Below are 15661 nucleotides of genomic sequence, written 5' to 3'. Positions count from 1 at the left end.
AAAATTAGTATCGTAGCTGTTTATCAGGGTCTTGCTGCCAACACAACATAAACGTTCGTTAACAGCAATGAATTCCAATTGGTGAAGGACGTTTCATCATTTTTTTCACCATTAGTGATTTTCATCTAGAACAACATTTTTCACCATTATTGATCTTCTTTTAAAACCGCAAACATCTTCAGGTCCCGGTGCTTCCCTTTAATGAGCATGGCTTTTCGGTGTAAGCCTTCGTAGGTCATGCCTACCTTTTCCATGACGCGCTGGGAGGCCACGTTTTCTGTAAAACATCTTGCTTGGATACGGACGAGGTCCATTTTTTCAAAACCGAATGTGATGATCGCCTTCGCGGCTTCTGTCGTGTAGCCGTTCCCCCAGAATTCTTTGGCGATGACATAGCCTATTTCTGCTGTGTGGTGCTTCGTCTGCCAGGAAACGAAGTCAACCGTTCCGATCAATTTACCGTTTTCTTTCAGTTCCATGGCCCACGGTGCTATTTTCTTATTTTCATATTGGTTTAGAACGAATTTCACAAATTCCTCTGAATCTGCGATAGTACGGTGGATATCCCATGTGACGTAACGAGAAACCTCTTCATCGGACCCGTATTTGAAAATGGTTGATACGTCCTCCATCGTTACTTTTCTAAGTACGAGTCGGTCTGTTTCTAGGGTTGGCAGATCGCCGTATATGTCTGCTATTTCCATCTATCTCTCCCCTTTTACGTATTGATATTGTGGCTGGTTAGCCGTCTTGACGAAAGCCATGAAACAATTGGCCTCCCAGTGGTTCGTAAAAGTCGTGGACGAATTGGATGACAGGCTGTTTGTTTCCATTCTTATAGAAATCGTCTATTGCGGTAAAAAATTGGTGGTACAGCTTTTCATCGAATTTCTTTAATGCTCTTGATAGACCTTTGCCCCTTCCTGACCATTGATCGTTTACTCGAAGCATGAAGTCTATGAATTGGATCGTGATGGTGTTTAAACTAATGAGTGCTTCTTGGCGGTTTTTTGCATCTTGAAAATCCTCTAGAAGATCGAACATGAAGTATCTCGATGCTTGGATAAAGCTTTCTGTCAATGGGGCTGGCCCTTTATCGAGAAAAGCTTTAGCATTGTTTTTCATGGTCGGCGCTTTTCCCCTCTTGTCTTTGAGGACGATTCCTTCGGCGATCATGTTTGCTAGAATGGGGCGCCCTGTTTGTTTGTCTGTTTCGTACTGGTTTAAAACGGAGTTGGGACTATGTACGAAGGTTTCTATTTTCCAGTCGTATAATAGATAGCTTTCTCGATAAGCTGGTTCTTCTGAGTCATTTATGATGACCATATCTAAATCAGAGGTCTCTGTTTCTTGTCCTTTTGCTGCGCTTCCTGCTAAAAGGACGATGTCTGCTTTTTCGTGATGTTCAGAAACGAATTTCCTTGCTGCTTCTTGTCCTGAGATTCGCAACGTTGCTCCTCCTTTGAAAGGTACTTCCTTCACGAAAAACGTTTTAGAGTGTATGGCTACTTCTGTTTGTCCAAAAATTTCTGGGTGAGCATTCCGGCGTTAAAGATTGCTGCGATCATGGCGATGTACATGAGAATTCTTGGGATGATGTAGGTGTCGTCGCCGTTGAATTGGATGTAAAAAAAGGAGCCTACCACAAAGAGGGTGGCGGTGATGATGGCTAGGATGAATTGGCCTTTTAGTGATTTTATCATGGTTTTCCTCCTGATTTTGGTTTTCTAGATGAGGTGTGGTACGTCAATGAAGATGGATGTAATGGCGTGGATCAGGGCTACGCCGATGAATATTCCAATGGTTTGGTAGGTGGTTCGTGTGATTGTTTGTTGCCATGTTGGATTTGATCCTCTGGTGAAGGACCATGTGATAAGGAGGTTCAGTGGCCATAGGATGATGAAAAGGATGAATGTGCTTATTAGGCCTTCTCCTACTGGTGTCATGTCGTGTCTGAGTGTGATGAAGTAGGTGATGGATATGGCGAAAAGTGTGATGAAGATGATTGGTTTGATGTATTTTGGCATTGGTTGGTCCTCCTTTTTGGGTGTTTATTCTTATGTAGACCGTTGTTTGGAAAACTAGGTTGCTATTATTTGGCGTTATTGGTAGTTAAATAAACGTTTGTTTAACTTCCATTGTTGTATGTTTGGATCCACTGTTTTCGTTTTAGGAAAAGGACAATGTATAGGGTGATTTGGCTTAGTATTAGTAGACCTACTCCTAAGACGATGCCTCCAAAAAAGAGAAATTCGTTGATGCCCCATGCGTAGAGGTACCAGCCAATAAGGATAGCGATCATGAAGACTAGGTTTAGGGTCCCTGCGATGATTGCTTGCGGTAGAAAGGTGCCCGTTTTTTGAATCGTCGTGGATGCAAATTTTAAGCTGATGACAAATGCTACTGTAATTAGCACCACATAGATGGTCATGACTACGTCCGTTTCGGTCATCTTGCTTCCCTCCTCATTTGAATTGCTTCGTTTCTGTGACAGGATAATGATGTGTGAATTCTTTGTTTGAACATCGATGGTTCGAAATACGTGATTGGATTACAGTGCTATAGATTTCGTGATTCAACATTGATGTTGGAAATTCCAAGATTTAATTTTGAAAGTGTAGATGTATATTAATTAGATTTTAGCATTAATTTCCTTTTTTCGTGTGAAAAAATGTAATTTTTGTATTCATCATTTATTTTTTGTTTGAAACATGTTGGTGGTTTGGATCCATTAGTAGAATAATAGATACACCGTTATTCCTGGTAGGAGCCATACTGTTGCATCAAACAGATATAATATATGCCCTTTTTCTTCTTTTTTAAAAAGATATTGTTCGATGCTGAAGGTTATATTTACAATGGACCCGACAAAGGGGAAGAGAAGAAAAAAGTTTGTATCTTGGTACATAACGATATACAGGGTGCTACCGAGAATAATAATATAAAATAAAGCAGCAAAACTTTTTCTTTTGTGCTTGTATCCCCAGCTGTTTTTTATGATATTCAGTTTTTTTACAAGCACTGTTCTTGTGTAAAATCCTAATACAATGATAGCTATCAAAACAATAAAACCCATGTGAATGTGGACCTCCTGATGTATTAGTGAATATTTGATTTGTGATTGTTTAAGCAAGTTGTCAGGTCGGAATGACAGGGGTGATTAACGTTATCGAACTTTTTGAACGATAAGGGCCGTCTCCTCTTGGTGTGGGAGTATCAGGATCTAGCTCATTCGGACAATAGCAATTTGTTTCGCATGTCTCCTTTAAGTGTGAGAGTAATAGATTCACGCTTTTGGCAAATATTTTGTGAAATAAGCACCAATTAGAAATAATAAGATAAGTATGCCCCAGTTTATTATGCCGGCAAATGAATTCGTAAGGTATGCTATTAGCGTGATAATTGGTGCCATTAAAAAGCACACTGGCGTTATGTATCCTTTGATCCCATGCTCGTTCGGGAGGTTTTTTCGCTTTTTATAAATAATAATGACTGCTGTTGTTACGAGTACCACCGTGATTATGGTCATGAGTGTTGGAACTAACATCAGGTATCAACGCCCTTCGTTGTTTTGATAGATCATTGGGGGATCTATTCTCCATCATGGTTTGAGGTTCTTCTTATTTTTGCAACTTTCTGAAGGGATAGGTGCATGCTTAAACCTAGGAAATTTAATCTTTTATTGTTGTGGGAAAAATGGCGACTTCTATGTTCCTGCAAACCTTCTTTTCCCATTTGCAGGCTCATTGGCGCCCTTCTATCTTACTGCAAACCTCTTTTTCCCTTTTGCAGGCTTATTGGCGCCCTTCTATCTTACTGCAAATCTCTTTTTCCCATTTGCAGGCTTATTGGCGCCCTTCTATCTTACTGCAAATCTCTTTTTCTCATTTGCAGGCTTGTTGGATGGCTTCTATATTCCTACAAATCTTCTTTTCCCTTTTGCAGGCTTATTGGACACTTCCTATACTCCTGCAAACCTTCTTTTTTCCTTTTGCAGGCTCATTGGACACTTCCTATACTCCTGCAAATCTCTTTTTCCCTTTTGCAGGCTTATTGGACTCCTTCTATCTTACTGCAAATCTCTTTTTCTCATTTGCAGGTTCATTGGACCCTTCCTATTCTCCTGCAAATCACTTTTTCCCTTTTGCAGGCTTATTGGCTACTCTCTATACGCCTGCAAACCGCTTTTCCCCTTTTGCAGGTTCAGTGGCGGGCTTCTATGTTACCGCAAACCTACTTTTCTCCATTTGCAGGTTTATTGGATGGCTTCTATATTCCTACAAATCTTCTTTTCCCTTTTGCAGGCTTATTGGACGCTTCCTATCCTCCTGCAAATCTTTTTTCCCTTTTGCAGGCTCGCTGGCTGCCTTCCCCGTTTCCTCAAACTCCCTTTTGTCCTTTTACAGTAACACTGAACTATGTATTCGCTGTTTAAACAGCTTTCTGCAGCTCCAAATTCCTGCTTAAACCAAGCAAATTAATTTTTTCCTATTTGCTGGAACATAGAAGACTGCTTTATTACCACTAACCTTTCTTTTTCCTTTTGCAGGAGCATTGGCGCTTTCCCCATTACAGCAAACCCATTTCCGACGTTTTCCCCTGGTAACACTGCCATCTCTTTTACTCTTATCCTAAAAGTTCATGCTGTCCGTTCCTAGTATAAATGGTAACAGGATGATAACGATTCCGATGACGAACATGATTGTTCCGAAGACCTTTGCAATTAGGTCCCTGTTACCGTCTAGTCCGTTCCACAGAAACAAGTTTATTAAAAAGAGTGCTTTATGTTTATAGATAAAATAACCTAAGATCATAAATAAGAGTCCGAAAACAATTGGTAATATCAATTCCATTTGAATCCAACCTTTCTGCTAAAAATTAAACTAACATATTTGTTTATTAAGTTATTTTACGAAAAGCCTGCCCGAATGGTTTCAGAAAATGTTTAGCCAATCTAAATTTCATTCTAGTTTAATACCTTTTAAAAAATAGCTTGTTGCAATGAAATAGCAAAACCGACTACAAAGATAGACTCCATCTTAGTCGGTTATTTATGAGTTTTCCTTCTGCTATTTTCCGTCTGTTCCTTAGTTTTCAGACTGCTACTATGAGCTACTTCCACCGTCCTATGAGCATTTCCACTTTCTATGATCGGTTTCCACATTTCTATGAGCAGGTTTGGCAATTCTATGAGCACATTTTCCACTCCTATGAGCAGCTTCCACCGTTCTATGAGCATTTCCACTTTCTATGATCGGTTTCCGCATTTCTATGAGCAGGTTTGGCTGTTCTATGAGCAGGTTTCACCATTCTATGAGCACATTTCCGACTCCTATGAGCAGCTTCCACCGTCCTATGAGCAACTTTACACGTTCTATGAGCATTTCTCTTCTGCCCACTGACTCTTCATTGGTTTTCCGACACGATAGGGAGCAGTTCCTTTAGGCTGCGAATGACAGGGATTGATTTAGGAACGGATGCACCACCGAATTCGTCGCCTGAAGTACCACCCGGTTGACCATTTGTTACAGCACCTGAAGTACCACCCGATTGACCATGTTTTACAGCTCCTGATGTAGCTTCCTCTGCCGCTTGGTTGGGGGATGCTTCTTTGTGGCGGTTTAGCCATATTCCCTTCATCCCTGCCCGGGTGCTCCCTATTGCATCTGTGTCCAATCGATCGCCGACGTAATAGCATTCCTCCGTGCTAACCTTGGCAGATTCACATGCCTTTTGAAAAATGGCAGCATTAGGCTTTGCCACTCCGATTTCACTTGATGTGAAGATGCATTCAACATAATCCAGCACCCCTATCTTTTCAAGTTTTTCCCGCTGCTGCTCCAGGTCACCATTGCTAATAATGCCGAGTCGGAAGCCGTTTCGTTTTAATTCCTTTAGGCAAGGGATGACGTCGTCAAAGGCGGACCAATTTTCTTTGTAAAAGTACAAATACGCATTAAATCTAGCATCTGCCTGTTCGTCGCTTAGTTGATGTCCGAACAGTTCTTTTATGCGCATCCGCCTTTGTTCTTGGAAGGATAACTGTTTGGCTAAAAATTTTTCGAAATATTTTTCAGAGAGCATATACCATTGCTGCAAAAATTCAGCTGAACTCCCTTTTAATTCGTGGCGATATGCATCAAAGAACGCTATTCCCCCCAATGCTTCTCCACCCTCATGATCAAGTAACGTTCCGTCAATATCAAGGAAAATCATCATTCAAACACCTAGATTCTTTTATTTTTCCCAAAAAGGGTTCACATCACGTCTATTTCCTAAATCGATTGCCTGTGTTGGCGTAGATGAGAATAAATAGGATGGTGACGATAAAGCCGACGAGGCCGAGGGAAAAGAGCCAGGCCACCACAAATAGTTGGCTGAGAAACCATAGGGTGATACAGAAGGTTAGTACAAACATGGATTTGCCCATGAATTTGGCCAGGGCTGCGGTGTCGTACTTTTCCTTCTCCTCCTTTGGGAGGGTGTTGTAGCCGGCAATGAGGAAGGCTCCTTTTCCGTTGTACAGAATTATTGCGAGTATGAAAAATAGGATGATGATAAATAGAAGGATATACATAGTGGTCTCTCCTTTACTGACATTGATTCTTTCTATACGTCCATGGCAGGTGTATGGTTTCTACTGTTTCGGTCTCCTTGTTGAGAAATCACTGGTCGGTTCAGTTGCATGCATTTAGTTCCGTTCTTTCTTCTTTTGCATGATTCGATCGGCTGAATACCATATGGCAAAAAACACAACGCCCCCTAAAATACCGCCGATGATGCCTCCTAGCAAATTTGCAAATATGATGGATAGATATAGGATGTTCATGATGGTCCACCCGCCTGATACGATAAGGGCAAGTCTTTTAGATTCTTCTTTACTTCTTTTCACGGTGACCTCTCCTCCTTCTAGTGCCGTTAGTCGGTCGTCCGGTGTTTTATCAAATCAAGTCAATTGCTTCGAAGGTTCGAGTATTCTTTCAATGACTCTAGTTAGTTCTTCAAAGTTAATTGGCTTTGTAATGTAAGCGGAGCAGCCAGCTACTAATGCCTGTTTTATCGTTGATTGGAGGGCATCTGCACTGACAGCAACAATTGGGATATTTTTCGTAATTGGGTTGGATTTTAGTTTGTTTAAAACTTCGTATCCATGAATATCTGGTAAACTCAAATCTAGCAGAATGATAGCTGGGTGAATATCAAAAGCTTGTTTTATTCCCTTTTCTCCCGTTGTGACAGACGTCAAATCAACATTTCCTATTTCATGCAACATGCCTTTCATGACTTCAATATTATCCAAATTGTCTTCAATATAGAGGACGGAGGTAGCTTTATTTAATGATGTGCTTGCTATTTTTCCATTCTTTTTGCATTTGTCAGATAATTCCTTTCTCTTCGATCTTTTAAATGACACCCAAAAGGTTGAACCGATTCCTTCTTCTGTAAAAATACCATATTTTCCGTCCATTCTTTTTGTTAGCTGTGCAACAATAGCTAACCCTAGCCCTGTTCCTACAGATTTTCTTTCACTTTTTTTCGTGCGATAAAAGGGGTCAAAAATTAAGTGGAGGTCTTCATTTCCTATGCCAATTCCAGTGTCTTTTACATTTATAGTTATGTCTTTATTTTTTTCATCATAATCGCAATAAATCTTTACTATTCCTTTTGCATTATTATATTTAATGGCATTGTCTAATAGATTCGTCATAATTTGGTTGAATCGTAGTGGATCTACTTCAATCCAAATAGTATCATCAATGTCTTCTAATTCAATTGTTATATTTGATGTGGTGATGTCCATTAAGGAACTAACACACTCTTCTAGGAAAGGCTTAAGCTGAACAGCTTCTTTGTTAATTTTCACACTGCCCGTATCAATGGATGTAAAGTCCAAAATTTCCTCAATTAGCTTTAGTAAATGCTCGGATGCGTTATAAATTTTCTTTATTTTTTCATTGAGATGCTCTCGTTTATATTCATTCATTAATATGATTTGTGCGTACCCTTGAATCGTGTTCAACGGGGTCCGTAAATCATGACTCATTTGTGAAAGAAAGAGATTTTTTGCACTATTCTCTTTTTCAGCATTTATTTTTTCCATTTTAAGGAACTTCTCTCGTTCTTTTTGAGTAGCAGAATTTATTAAAAGTGTTTCGTATTTCTCTTTTAAGATCGTGTTTTCCTGTTGTAAAAGTTGCAATCTTTCAATCTCGGAATTTGAAGTATCTGACACATTTTTTCTATTATAAAACGGGGACTTTTCAATTTGGTCATCTAGCATAATGTATTGGTGTATCTTTAATAATTCATTTTGAAAAAATGCAGGCATCGTAAGCCCATTATAGGAGCAAACAGAAATTATATTTTTTCCGTACATTAAGTTATCGTAAGCTTTTTCGTATTTTTTAATTTCACTAATCGATGAATCTAGAACTAGTACCTGGCCCCAAATTCTTGTTCTCTTTGAAGGAGTTTCATTAATCCCTTTCAATAGTTCCTCAAGTTTAGCCATCATTATATCTATATTAAAATCTTTTTTAGGTAGATAGTAATCAGAGTTACGATAATATGAAATTAATTGAATCTCTTCTTCTGAATATCCCTGTAATTTCAGCAGTCTCTTTATAGTAATATAGAAATTTTCATCTTCAACCAAAATGATATGTTCTCTATTATCTAACCCTTCAGATAGAAAGGTAAGGGAATTTCCCACATATTTCTCATGTTCATTAAACACATATACAATATGAGCTCCTTCGTCGATTAGAAGATTATTTGTTACATGCTGTAGCGTATGACACTGTTGTTCTATTGATGTCTTTTCATTAATCACGAAGTAACCTCCTAAAAAACTTTAATACTCTTATTTTAATAAAAATTTCTCTATTCTAAAAGCTAGTTTTGATGGGAATAGGTGGATTTGGTCTAAATTGATAAAATCGCCTCTATTTATGCTTGAAACCTTACTGTTTATAAAGTATAAAAAACTCTAAACAACGCACGTAGCGTTACTTAGAGTTTTACTCATTGTAAGATATTTCTTTATAAAGTTCGTTTATTCTCAGCTTCGAAACATGTGCATAATGGGAATAGTTTCTAAAGTGAGCCAAATAGGTCTCCCCTTCTAAAATGATATGGGAAATGTGGTGAAGGTTGGCAATAAATGAACGATGCGTTCGAAAAAAATGACTGTCTAGCCTATTATGAATACTATCTAATGTTTCATTCGTTTCAAAATTTTGTTCATCCGTATGAATCACTGTTTTTCGATTCGCTTTTTCTATAAAAATAATGTTATCAAAAGGAATAAAATAAGAGATTCTATCCATTTTAATTGTTAAAATTTTTTTCTGCTCTTCTGCATCCTGATCTTTAGCATTTATTAGGTTTTTTACTTTTTCTAAAGCTACATATAGTCGTTCCTTTTTTATTGGCTTCATAACATAGTCAACAGCACTTAATTCAAAAGCCTTCACAGCATATTCATCATGGGCTGTCGTGAAAATAAACTTTAAATCTTTGTTTACTTTTACACAGGAGGTAATTGCTTCAATTCCGTTTAGCTTTGGCATGTTAATATCAGCAATGATTAACTGTGGTTTTTTATTTAAGTTTAACTCCAGTAAGCTTTCCCCATTATCGACTACGCCAATTACTTTAAAGTCTTCAAGTGGTTTTATAAAACTCAAAATAATATCTTGAGCATCTGGACTATCTTCTGCTATAATGACATCTATTTCTCTATCCAAATCAAATTACCTCCATGTTCCTAATGGCATCATTCTTACTATCTGTGGAAGGATTTTTTCATGGACATTAAGATGATATATAGGTTAAGAAATTTCAAATTAAGATCTGTTTCGAAAACGCTTTCACATTTTTTGCTTTTAGTTTTTTTACATGAAAAATGATAGTTCCATAATAATCAATCTATTCTATCAATTCTTGTTCACTATTGTATCATTTTTTTTTAGAATTTTCGTCGTTCTAATTAAATAGGAAATAATCCTTATATTAACCCATAAATTTACAATTGTATTTATGTATTAACTATTGTAATACCTTCTTTGCCTTAATCCTCTCCTATCTATCTCTTCCTCTAATAATCTTAGAAAGTCTTTCTTTAAATTCAATTTAACTGCTCTTTCATATGTATCTATTAACAATTTGTTACTTAATTGATGCACCGAATTAGTCAACTCCTTTATATTTTCCCATTTTGTAGTTTAAGGTTTGATTTTCTCGTACAGTGGTTCATCTGTTACAGACAGACGATTTTACTTATTCCTGCATCTCTCTAGTATTTCTCAGGTGTTATTTTCAGGGTAGACTTATGCATAAATTCTTATTTTGTTATTCTCTTTATACCTTTTTATAAACATCTCTGTTCCATTTGTAGACGACAATTAATCAATTAATCCGACATTTTAATCACCTATTTATTTAGTTCAGAGTAGTAAAACGACTTTTTATACTTTTTTAAAACTAAGCGCTTTTGTAGCGCATTTGGCACGGGTGTTTCGTATGGGATAGTTCTTTTTTTCGTAAAAAATAAAGCAAATTCCTTTTTATAGGGCTTTATCCCTTTTACTCTAATTTCCTTATTTTCGAAAGATTCAGCGTAACAAGAATACTACCTAAAGGTGCAGTAATGGTATTACATAGTTCCTATAAATTTGTAAATAATAAAATATATATTAGTAGGAAAATTGAGGGGAACAGCATGAATAACTTTCAACCAACAAATTCGGAACGTCGGTTCAAAGCATACGTTAGTGCTTTTGGAACGACGCAGCTTCATCTACGAAATCCATATATCATTGCTTGGTGGTCGGCAGCATTTCCTGGTTTTGGCCATCTTCTATTATCTAAATACCTTAGAGGCTATGCATTATTTATTTGGGAAATTTTAGTTAATAATATGGCAAACCTTAATCTTGCGATAGTGCATTCCTTTACTGGAAATATTCATATGGCAAAGGAAGTGCTAGAGCCAAGATGGGTCCTTTTGTATATCCCTGTCTATATTTTCGCCATATGGGATAGTTATCGTACATCTGTTGATATGAACAAAGTTTTCATTTTGACTGAACGGGAAAATGCTAATTTTAATTCCTATAGTATTGGGGCTTTCGAGATTAATTATTTAGACAAACGAAGACCTATTATGGCAATCTTATGGTCATTGTTCACTCCAGGGCTAGGACAGCTTTATATTCATCGCGTTGCTACAGCCATATTTACGATGGGCTTTATGATTGCATTTGTATACAATTCAAAGTTTCTTGTAGCTTTTCATCACCTTTTTTTAGGAGATATCAATCAAGCCACTGAAGTTCTTGATCCACAATGGTTGTTATTTATTCCTTCTCATGTTGGCTTTTCTATTTATGGTTCTTACGTGAATACAGTTGAAAATAATAAGCTATTTGAAAGCGAGCAAAGAAAATTTTTACAAGCAAAGTATCAGCACTATCGTGTTAAAATTCCAGCTTCCGTTAACGAGGTGAAATAAATGCAAATCTTCTCAACTTTTGAGCACTCCACTTACCTTGAATTGGCAATTACTTCCTTAGAGAAAGTAGGAATAAAGGATGAAAGAATACTTGCAGTCCCTCTCATTAGCAGAGTAGAGGAAAGGCGTTTGTTTGACACGTTACATAGAGCAGACGGTATTAGTTTATTTGATAAAGGTGCTGCAATTGGAACAGCTTTCTCAGTCATTGGGGCCAGTGTTGGCTTTATTTTAGAGTGGGGGCCTATTTATTGGGGGTTAATTGGTGCTGCTACTGGGTTTCTTGTTGGATTTATTATTGACTACATAATTTTTAAAGTGGTTCACAAAAGAAAAAGAGTTGTTAGAGGCAAAAAGTCTGATGTGGTGTTAGTTGTTGATTGTCCTTCTGAACTAGTGGAAAAAGTGGAAGAGGTTCTATGGGAGCACCTTGCACTTGGAGTAGCTAAAGTGGAGGACGCTAGATGATTTTTTTCTGAAAAAACAAAAAAATGGAGGATGAAAATGTTCTTTCTAAAGTATACTATCTTCCCGCAATTCCAATCTCATACCGTTTGCGGGAACAATATCGGCTTCATTCATCCCGCATTTATGTTTTTCCACCGTTTGCGGGAACAATATCGGCTTCATTCATCCCGCATTTTTGTATTTCCACCGTTTGCGGGAACAATATCGGCTTCATTCATCCCGCATTTGTGATTTTCCACCGATTGCGGGAAGAATATAGACTTCATTCATCCCGCATTTATGTTTTTCCACCGTTTGCGGGAACAATATAGGCTTCATTCATCCCGCATTTATGTTTTTCCACCGTTTGCGGGAAGAATATCGGCTTCATTCATCCCGCATTTTTGTATTTCCACCGTTTGCGGGAACAATATCGAGTCTTCTTCCCGCAAATCCACTTTCCCACTATATGCGAGAACTTTCGTATTTTCAGGGTAGACCTCTCATGCAAGCAATACGTGCACCATGGAAGAAGAAAATACTAAATAAGTTGGTTCATCCGTTACTGGTGAATCAATTACGCCTAAGGTCAGCCCACGTCCTGTGGGCAACGGCGTAATCCTGCCATCCTGGCTGCGCGGACAATGCCTCAGCCTCCCCACTTCGCACTATCGTGCCGAATTGTCGCGTCTTCTGCTATTGCTTTTCCCGCTGGAGTCGTCACTATTTTCCAGGTGTCCTTTTTTATAGGTAAAACTAAAACAACGTTTATCGTCCATGGAAACATATTTATACATAGGTCGTGCATCCTAATCAATAAAAGGAGGCTTTTTTATGAAAAGGAATATAGTGTTTGAAAAGCTATTTTTGCGATTCTCACTAGTTTTAGGGTTATTACTTTTGCCAATAATCTTTCGAAAGCCACCTATAAAGGACTGGTTGTTGGTTTTTTTGTGGAATAGTGCCACAAACGGAATCATTGATCGGCTTGTTGTATCATACAATATTATTCAATATCCCGTTCGCTTGTTACCAAAACGATTTAGAATAAATATTTTGTTTGATTATTTGTTGTATCCGATTATAACCGTTACTTATAACCAACTAACTAAGAAGGACAAGCCAATGAAGATGGTTGTAAAGTTATTATGTTTCACGATTCCTATGATTCTAATAGAAGTTTGGGCTGAACGAAACACAAGGCTCATTAAGTTTCGTAACGGATGGAAATGGTACCATTCTTTTATTAGTCTTAATATAAAATCATTATTGACGAGACTATGGATTGGTGGCGTAAGAAGAATAGAGGAAAAGCAGGAATTATTGCGGTAAAAGGAGTTGCTTTTCCATGAGTAGACCGTTCCAGATCATTTTGGCACATCGCTTTAATTCTGCTTCTTCTTTATGTCCATTCGATATTTTTAGTGTGATGGGTTAGGTTAAGAAAAATTGAAATTTCACTTTATGCGACTAAAGTATCATTCACTTGATATATCAGCTCCTGGAACGTATTCAACGATCAATTTGGGAAAAACTGTATTTAACAGAGTGATCGATTGAGGGGTATGTGGCAATGAGTGGAATTTCATCAACCTTTAACAATAGTACATTAGAATATAAATCGCCAATTTCCGCTTTATTAATGTCTTTCGTTTTACCAGGTTTGGGGCATCTATATAATGGGCAAATTATCATCGCTATCATTTTAATGGTGTGGGAACTGATCGGAAATAGTTTGTCCAGGCTGAATTATGCCATTATGACTTCCTTTCATGGCGAATTTGAGAGTGCTCACAAGGTGGTGGATTATGATTGGGGAATGTATTACCCTTCTATATGGGCTTTTGCTATGTGGCATTCCTATAATCACGCTATCTCTATTAATGCTGCTTTAAAGGGTGAAAAAAATAAAGAGGTCCGGCTAACAGGATTCTTTTTCGGTGCTGTAGTAGGGATGAATTTGGGTATTTATTGGCACGTCCCTGTGATTTATAATTTAGATAATTTTTTTCTAGAATCACCGGTTTTTTCTGGACTTTCACTAGGAATTTCATTAGGCTTCGTAGGACACATCGTTGAAAAGCTATTAAAAAGAAGAATGGCTAGACGGAATTCCGTATCTGAATGAACTACTAAGGAAACAAGAATTATAGTGATAATCAATAAGTCTATTTCATATTATGCTAACAACTAGTTTTTTAGCTGGGAGGTTAATATGAAATGGCAGCAATCGAAGTTCTCCATAAAAAAGGAAAGATTTTTGAAGAGCTGTTTGGGGAAATGTCCATCATTCTCGAAACCACTAATTATTATAATCACCCTGAGACGAAATACGATAAATTTCTATTAACTGTAAAAACAAAAGTCAATTACGCTGAAGAGGAAATTGTTGGTGCTGTCACATCTATTAACGGGGCAATACATAAGACCATTGTCCGATTATTCCAGCGCCACATTCCCCCACAGGAGATCGGCTATGCTTGTAACATCCCGTTATTTACAATTGATGTAGTGGACTACTTTGCATCGGACGATTGGCACCGAGAGTTTCCTGACTTTCTATTAGATAGCATTAAGCAAAAGGTCACGACCATAGATACCCGTGATGCCGCCGGCCAGTGGATCGACTATCGATTCAAAGTCCGAAATCTCTATTACTTCCGTTCCGTTCACGGAAATTGACGAATGCGCCTGCACCTCCCCCCCAACGAACGATATCAACCAATTTCCGAAAAGCCAGCTACCTTTGACTTAACCACTTGGAGTTTTTCGACTTTCTTCAGTCCAGGCGCTTGCTCAAACCTAGCAAATGGGCTTTTTCTTTCTGTAGCCTTATGTACCACCGGGCAAATTTGCTTTTTAGCTTTCTCCGGTTCCAGCGCTTTCTTAAACTTGCAATTATTGTTGATCTCCCATCTCTCTGCAGTTCCAGATACCAGCTTAAACCAAGCAAATGTTGTTTTTTCCTCTCTCTTGTAGTTCCTGGCGTTTTCTTAAACTTGCAAATATTGTTGATCTCTCATCTCTCTACAGTTCCAGATACCAGCTTAAACCAAGCAAATGTTGTTTTGTTGTCTTCCTATAGCATTGGCGCGCTTCTATATGACTGCAAATCCTCTTTTCCCTTTTGCAGTATCATTGGACGCCTTCTATATGACTGCAATTCTTCTTTCCTCCTTTTGCAAGCTTATTAGCGGCCTTCTATACGACTGCAAATCCTCTTTTTCCCATTTGCAGTCTCATTGGACGCCTTCTATCTTACTGCAAATCTCCTTTTCCCTTTTGCAGGCTTATTAGCGGCCTTCTATATGACTGCAATTCTTCTTTTCCCCTTTTGCAGGCTTATTAGCGGCCTTCTATACGACTGCAAATCCTCTTTTTCCCATTTGCAGTCTCATTGGACGCCTTCTATACGACTGCAAACCTTCTTTTCCCTTTTGCAGGCTCATGGCACGCCTTCTATATGACTGCAAATCCTCTTTTCCCTTTTGCAGGCTCATGGCACGCCTTCTATATGACTGCAATTCTTCTTTTCCCATTTGCAGGTTCATTGGACGCCTTCTATATGACTGCAAATCCTCTTTTCCCTTTTGCAGGCTCATGGCACGCCTTCTATATGACTGCAATTCTTCTTTTCCTATTTGCAGGCTCATTGGACTGTGCATTTGATGTTTTTTCGTATTTTTTCAGTTCTAGACT

21 protein-coding genes are annotated in these 15661 nt (G+C 38.1%); 6 read left to right on the top strand and 15 right to left on the bottom strand.

The features are described 5' to 3' along the window. Window positions 1-146: 146 nt before the first annotated feature. The 6 genes from QA612_RS17415 to QA612_RS17390 all read right to left on the bottom strand — a co-directional run bounded on the left by QA612_RS17415 (window position 147) and on the right by QA612_RS17390 (window position 3076). Complete coding sequence (locus QA612_RS17415) at window positions 147-704, bottom strand: GNAT family N-acetyltransferase (protein WP_278285099.1); 558 nt, start codon at window positions 702-704, stop codon at window positions 147-149. A 37-nt stretch (window positions 705-741) separates the two neighbouring features. Then, window positions 742-1449, bottom strand: coding sequence for a nucleotidyltransferase domain-containing protein (locus QA612_RS17410; protein ID WP_278285098.1), 708 nt, complete (start codon window positions 1447-1449; stop codon window positions 742-744). A 56-nt stretch (window positions 1450-1505) separates the two neighbouring features. After that, the gene (locus QA612_RS17405) at window positions 1506-1703 is read right to left on the bottom strand and encodes a hypothetical protein (RefSeq protein ID WP_278285097.1); all 198 of its coding nucleotides are present in this window, start codon (window positions 1701-1703) and stop codon (window positions 1506-1508) included. 24 nt (window positions 1704-1727) lie between these two features. Next, complete coding sequence (locus QA612_RS17400; protein ID WP_278285096.1) at window positions 1728-2027, bottom strand: hypothetical protein; 300 nt, start codon at window positions 2025-2027, stop codon at window positions 1728-1730. A gap of 101 nt (window positions 2028-2128) precedes the next feature. Beyond that, on the bottom strand, window positions 2129-2452 hold the full coding sequence (locus tag QA612_RS17395) for a hypothetical protein (RefSeq protein WP_278285095.1): 324 nt from the start codon (window positions 2450-2452) through the stop codon (window positions 2129-2131). A gap of 279 nt (window positions 2453-2731) precedes the next feature. Beyond that, the gene (locus QA612_RS17390) at window positions 2732-3076 is read right to left on the bottom strand and encodes a DUF4181 domain-containing protein (RefSeq protein WP_278285094.1); all 345 of its coding nucleotides are present in this window, start codon (window positions 3074-3076) and stop codon (window positions 2732-2734) included. A 576-nt stretch (window positions 3077-3652) separates the two neighbouring features. On the opposite strand from QA612_RS17390, the gene QA612_RS17385 reads away from it, so the two are divergent. Then, on the top strand, window positions 3653-4435 hold the full coding sequence (locus QA612_RS17385) for a hypothetical protein (protein WP_278285093.1): 783 nt from the start codon (window positions 3653-3655) through the stop codon (window positions 4433-4435). A gap of 42 nt (window positions 4436-4477) precedes the next feature. Here QA612_RS17385 and QA612_RS17380 read toward each other — a convergent pair whose 3' ends face one another. From QA612_RS17380 to sda, 8 genes are all read right to left on the bottom strand, one after another. Next, a complete protein-coding gene (locus tag QA612_RS17380) occupies window positions 4478-4615 on the bottom strand; it encodes a hypothetical protein (protein ID WP_278285092.1) in 138 nt (45 codons plus the stop codon). Window positions 4616-4631: 16 nt separating this feature from the next. Continuing rightward, window positions 4632-4853, bottom strand: coding sequence for a hypothetical protein (locus QA612_RS17375; RefSeq protein ID WP_278285091.1), 222 nt, complete (start codon window positions 4851-4853; stop codon window positions 4632-4634). 553 nt (window positions 4854-5406) lie between these two features. After that, window positions 5407-6216, bottom strand: coding sequence for an HAD family hydrolase (locus QA612_RS17370; protein WP_278285090.1), 810 nt, complete (start codon window positions 6214-6216; stop codon window positions 5407-5409). A 52-nt stretch (window positions 6217-6268) separates the two neighbouring features. After that, the gene (locus QA612_RS17365) at window positions 6269-6577 is read right to left on the bottom strand and encodes a DUF3784 domain-containing protein (RefSeq protein ID WP_278285089.1); all 309 of its coding nucleotides are present in this window, start codon (window positions 6575-6577) and stop codon (window positions 6269-6271) included. Between the two features lie 114 nt (window positions 6578-6691). Then, window positions 6692-6892, bottom strand: coding sequence for a hypothetical protein (locus tag QA612_RS17360; RefSeq protein WP_278285088.1), 201 nt, complete (start codon window positions 6890-6892; stop codon window positions 6692-6694). Window positions 6893-6946: 54 nt separating this feature from the next. Next, window positions 6947-8833 carry an ATP-binding protein gene (locus QA612_RS17355; RefSeq protein WP_278285087.1) on the bottom strand — a complete coding sequence of 629 codons (1887 nt, stop codon included), beginning with the start codon at window positions 8831-8833 and terminating at the stop codon, window positions 6947-6949. Window positions 8834-9020: 187 nt separating this feature from the next. Further along, a complete protein-coding gene (locus QA612_RS17350) occupies window positions 9021-9749 on the bottom strand; it encodes a LytR/AlgR family response regulator transcription factor (protein ID WP_278285086.1) in 729 nt (242 codons plus the stop codon). Between the two features lie 297 nt (window positions 9750-10046). Next, the gene (gene sda, locus QA612_RS17345; RefSeq protein WP_278285085.1) at window positions 10047-10187 is read right to left on the bottom strand and encodes a sporulation histidine kinase inhibitor Sda; all 141 of its coding nucleotides are present in this window, start codon (window positions 10185-10187) and stop codon (window positions 10047-10049) included. 536 nt (window positions 10188-10723) lie between these two features. On the opposite strand from sda, the gene QA612_RS17340 reads away from it, so the two are divergent. The 5 genes from QA612_RS17340 to QA612_RS17320 all read left to right on the top strand — a co-directional run bounded on the left by QA612_RS17340 (window position 10724) and on the right by QA612_RS17320 (window position 14644). Then, window positions 10724-11515, top strand: coding sequence for a hypothetical protein (locus QA612_RS17340; RefSeq protein WP_278285084.1), 792 nt, complete (start codon window positions 10724-10726; stop codon window positions 11513-11515). Beyond that, window positions 11516-11983 carry a hypothetical protein gene (locus tag QA612_RS17335; protein WP_278285083.1) on the top strand — a complete coding sequence of 156 codons (468 nt, stop codon included), beginning with the start codon at window positions 11516-11518 and terminating at the stop codon, window positions 11981-11983. It begins immediately after the preceding gene. Between the two features lie 813 nt (window positions 11984-12796). Continuing rightward, window positions 12797-13294, top strand: coding sequence for a CBO0543 family protein (locus QA612_RS17330; RefSeq protein WP_278285082.1), 498 nt, complete (start codon window positions 12797-12799; stop codon window positions 13292-13294). A gap of 241 nt (window positions 13295-13535) precedes the next feature. Beyond that, on the top strand, window positions 13536-14090 hold the full coding sequence (locus QA612_RS17325) for a hypothetical protein (protein ID WP_278285081.1): 555 nt from the start codon (window positions 13536-13538) through the stop codon (window positions 14088-14090). Between the two features lie 92 nt (window positions 14091-14182). Then, window positions 14183-14644, top strand: a complete 462-nt coding sequence (locus QA612_RS17320) for a hypothetical protein (RefSeq protein ID WP_278285080.1) — start codon at window positions 14183-14185, stop codon at window positions 14642-14644. Between the two features lie 674 nt (window positions 14645-15318). Here the strand turns inward: QA612_RS17320 and QA612_RS17315 are convergent. Beyond that, window positions 15319-15513 (bottom strand): hypothetical protein, encoded by a 195-nt coding sequence (locus QA612_RS17315; RefSeq protein ID WP_278285079.1) that lies wholly within the window; start codon window positions 15511-15513, stop codon window positions 15319-15321. Between the last annotated feature and the right edge of the window lie 148 nt (window positions 15514-15661).

Origin of the sequence: Evansella sp. AB-P1 (genome assembly GCF_029688925.1) — a bacterium.
GTDB lineage: Bacteria > Bacillota > Bacilli > Bacillales > Salisediminibacteriaceae > Evansella.
This window is presented reverse-complemented; position numbering and strand designations above follow the sequence as displayed.

Excerpts from the sequence above, each read along its gene's own strand:
- QA612_RS17315 (WP_278285079.1), bottom strand. The coding sequence starts at position 15,513 with ATGAACCTGCAAATGGGAAAAGAAGAATTGCAGTCATATAGAAGGCGT.
- QA612_RS17390 (WP_278285094.1), bottom strand. The coding sequence starts at position 3,076 with ATGGGTTTTATTGTTTTGATAGCTATCATTGTATTAGGATTTTACACA.
- QA612_RS17365 (WP_278285089.1), bottom strand. The coding sequence starts at position 6,577 with ATGTATATCCTTCTATTTATCATCATCCTATTTTTCATACTCGCAATA.
- QA612_RS17325 (WP_278285081.1), top strand. The coding sequence starts at position 13,536 with ATGAGTGGAATTTCATCAACCTTTAACAATAGTACATTAGAATATAAA.
- QA612_RS17395 (WP_278285095.1), bottom strand. The coding sequence starts at position 2,452 with ATGACCGAAACGGACGTAGTCATGACCATCTATGTGGTGCTAATTACA.
- QA612_RS17370 (WP_278285090.1), bottom strand. The coding sequence starts at position 6,216 with ATGATTTTCCTTGATATTGACGGAACGTTACTTGATCATGAGGGTGGA.
- QA612_RS17405 (WP_278285097.1), bottom strand. The coding sequence starts at position 1,703 with ATGATAAAATCACTAAAAGGCCAATTCATCCTAGCCATCATCACCGCC.
- QA612_RS17380 (WP_278285092.1), bottom strand. The coding sequence starts at position 4,615 with ATGGCAGTGTTACCAGGGGAAAACGTCGGAAATGGGTTTGCTGTAATG.
- QA612_RS17415 (WP_278285099.1), bottom strand. The coding sequence starts at position 704 with ATGGAAATAGCAGACATATACGGCGATCTGCCAACCCTAGAAACAGAC.
- QA612_RS17335 (WP_278285083.1), top strand. The coding sequence starts at position 11,516 with ATGCAAATCTTCTCAACTTTTGAGCACTCCACTTACCTTGAATTGGCA.
- QA612_RS17375 (WP_278285091.1), bottom strand. The coding sequence starts at position 4,853 with ATGGAATTGATATTACCAATTGTTTTCGGACTCTTATTTATGATCTTA.
- QA612_RS17320 (WP_278285080.1), top strand. The coding sequence starts at position 14,183 with ATGGCAGCAATCGAAGTTCTCCATAAAAAAGGAAAGATTTTTGAAGAG.
- QA612_RS17330 (WP_278285082.1), top strand. The coding sequence starts at position 12,797 with ATGAAAAGGAATATAGTGTTTGAAAAGCTATTTTTGCGATTCTCACTA.
- QA612_RS17400 (WP_278285096.1), bottom strand. The coding sequence starts at position 2,027 with ATGCCAAAATACATCAAACCAATCATCTTCATCACACTTTTCGCCATA.
- QA612_RS17385 (WP_278285093.1), top strand. The coding sequence starts at position 3,653 with ATGCTTAAACCTAGGAAATTTAATCTTTTATTGTTGTGGGAAAAATGG.
- QA612_RS17340 (WP_278285084.1), top strand. The coding sequence starts at position 10,724 with ATGAATAACTTTCAACCAACAAATTCGGAACGTCGGTTCAAAGCATAC.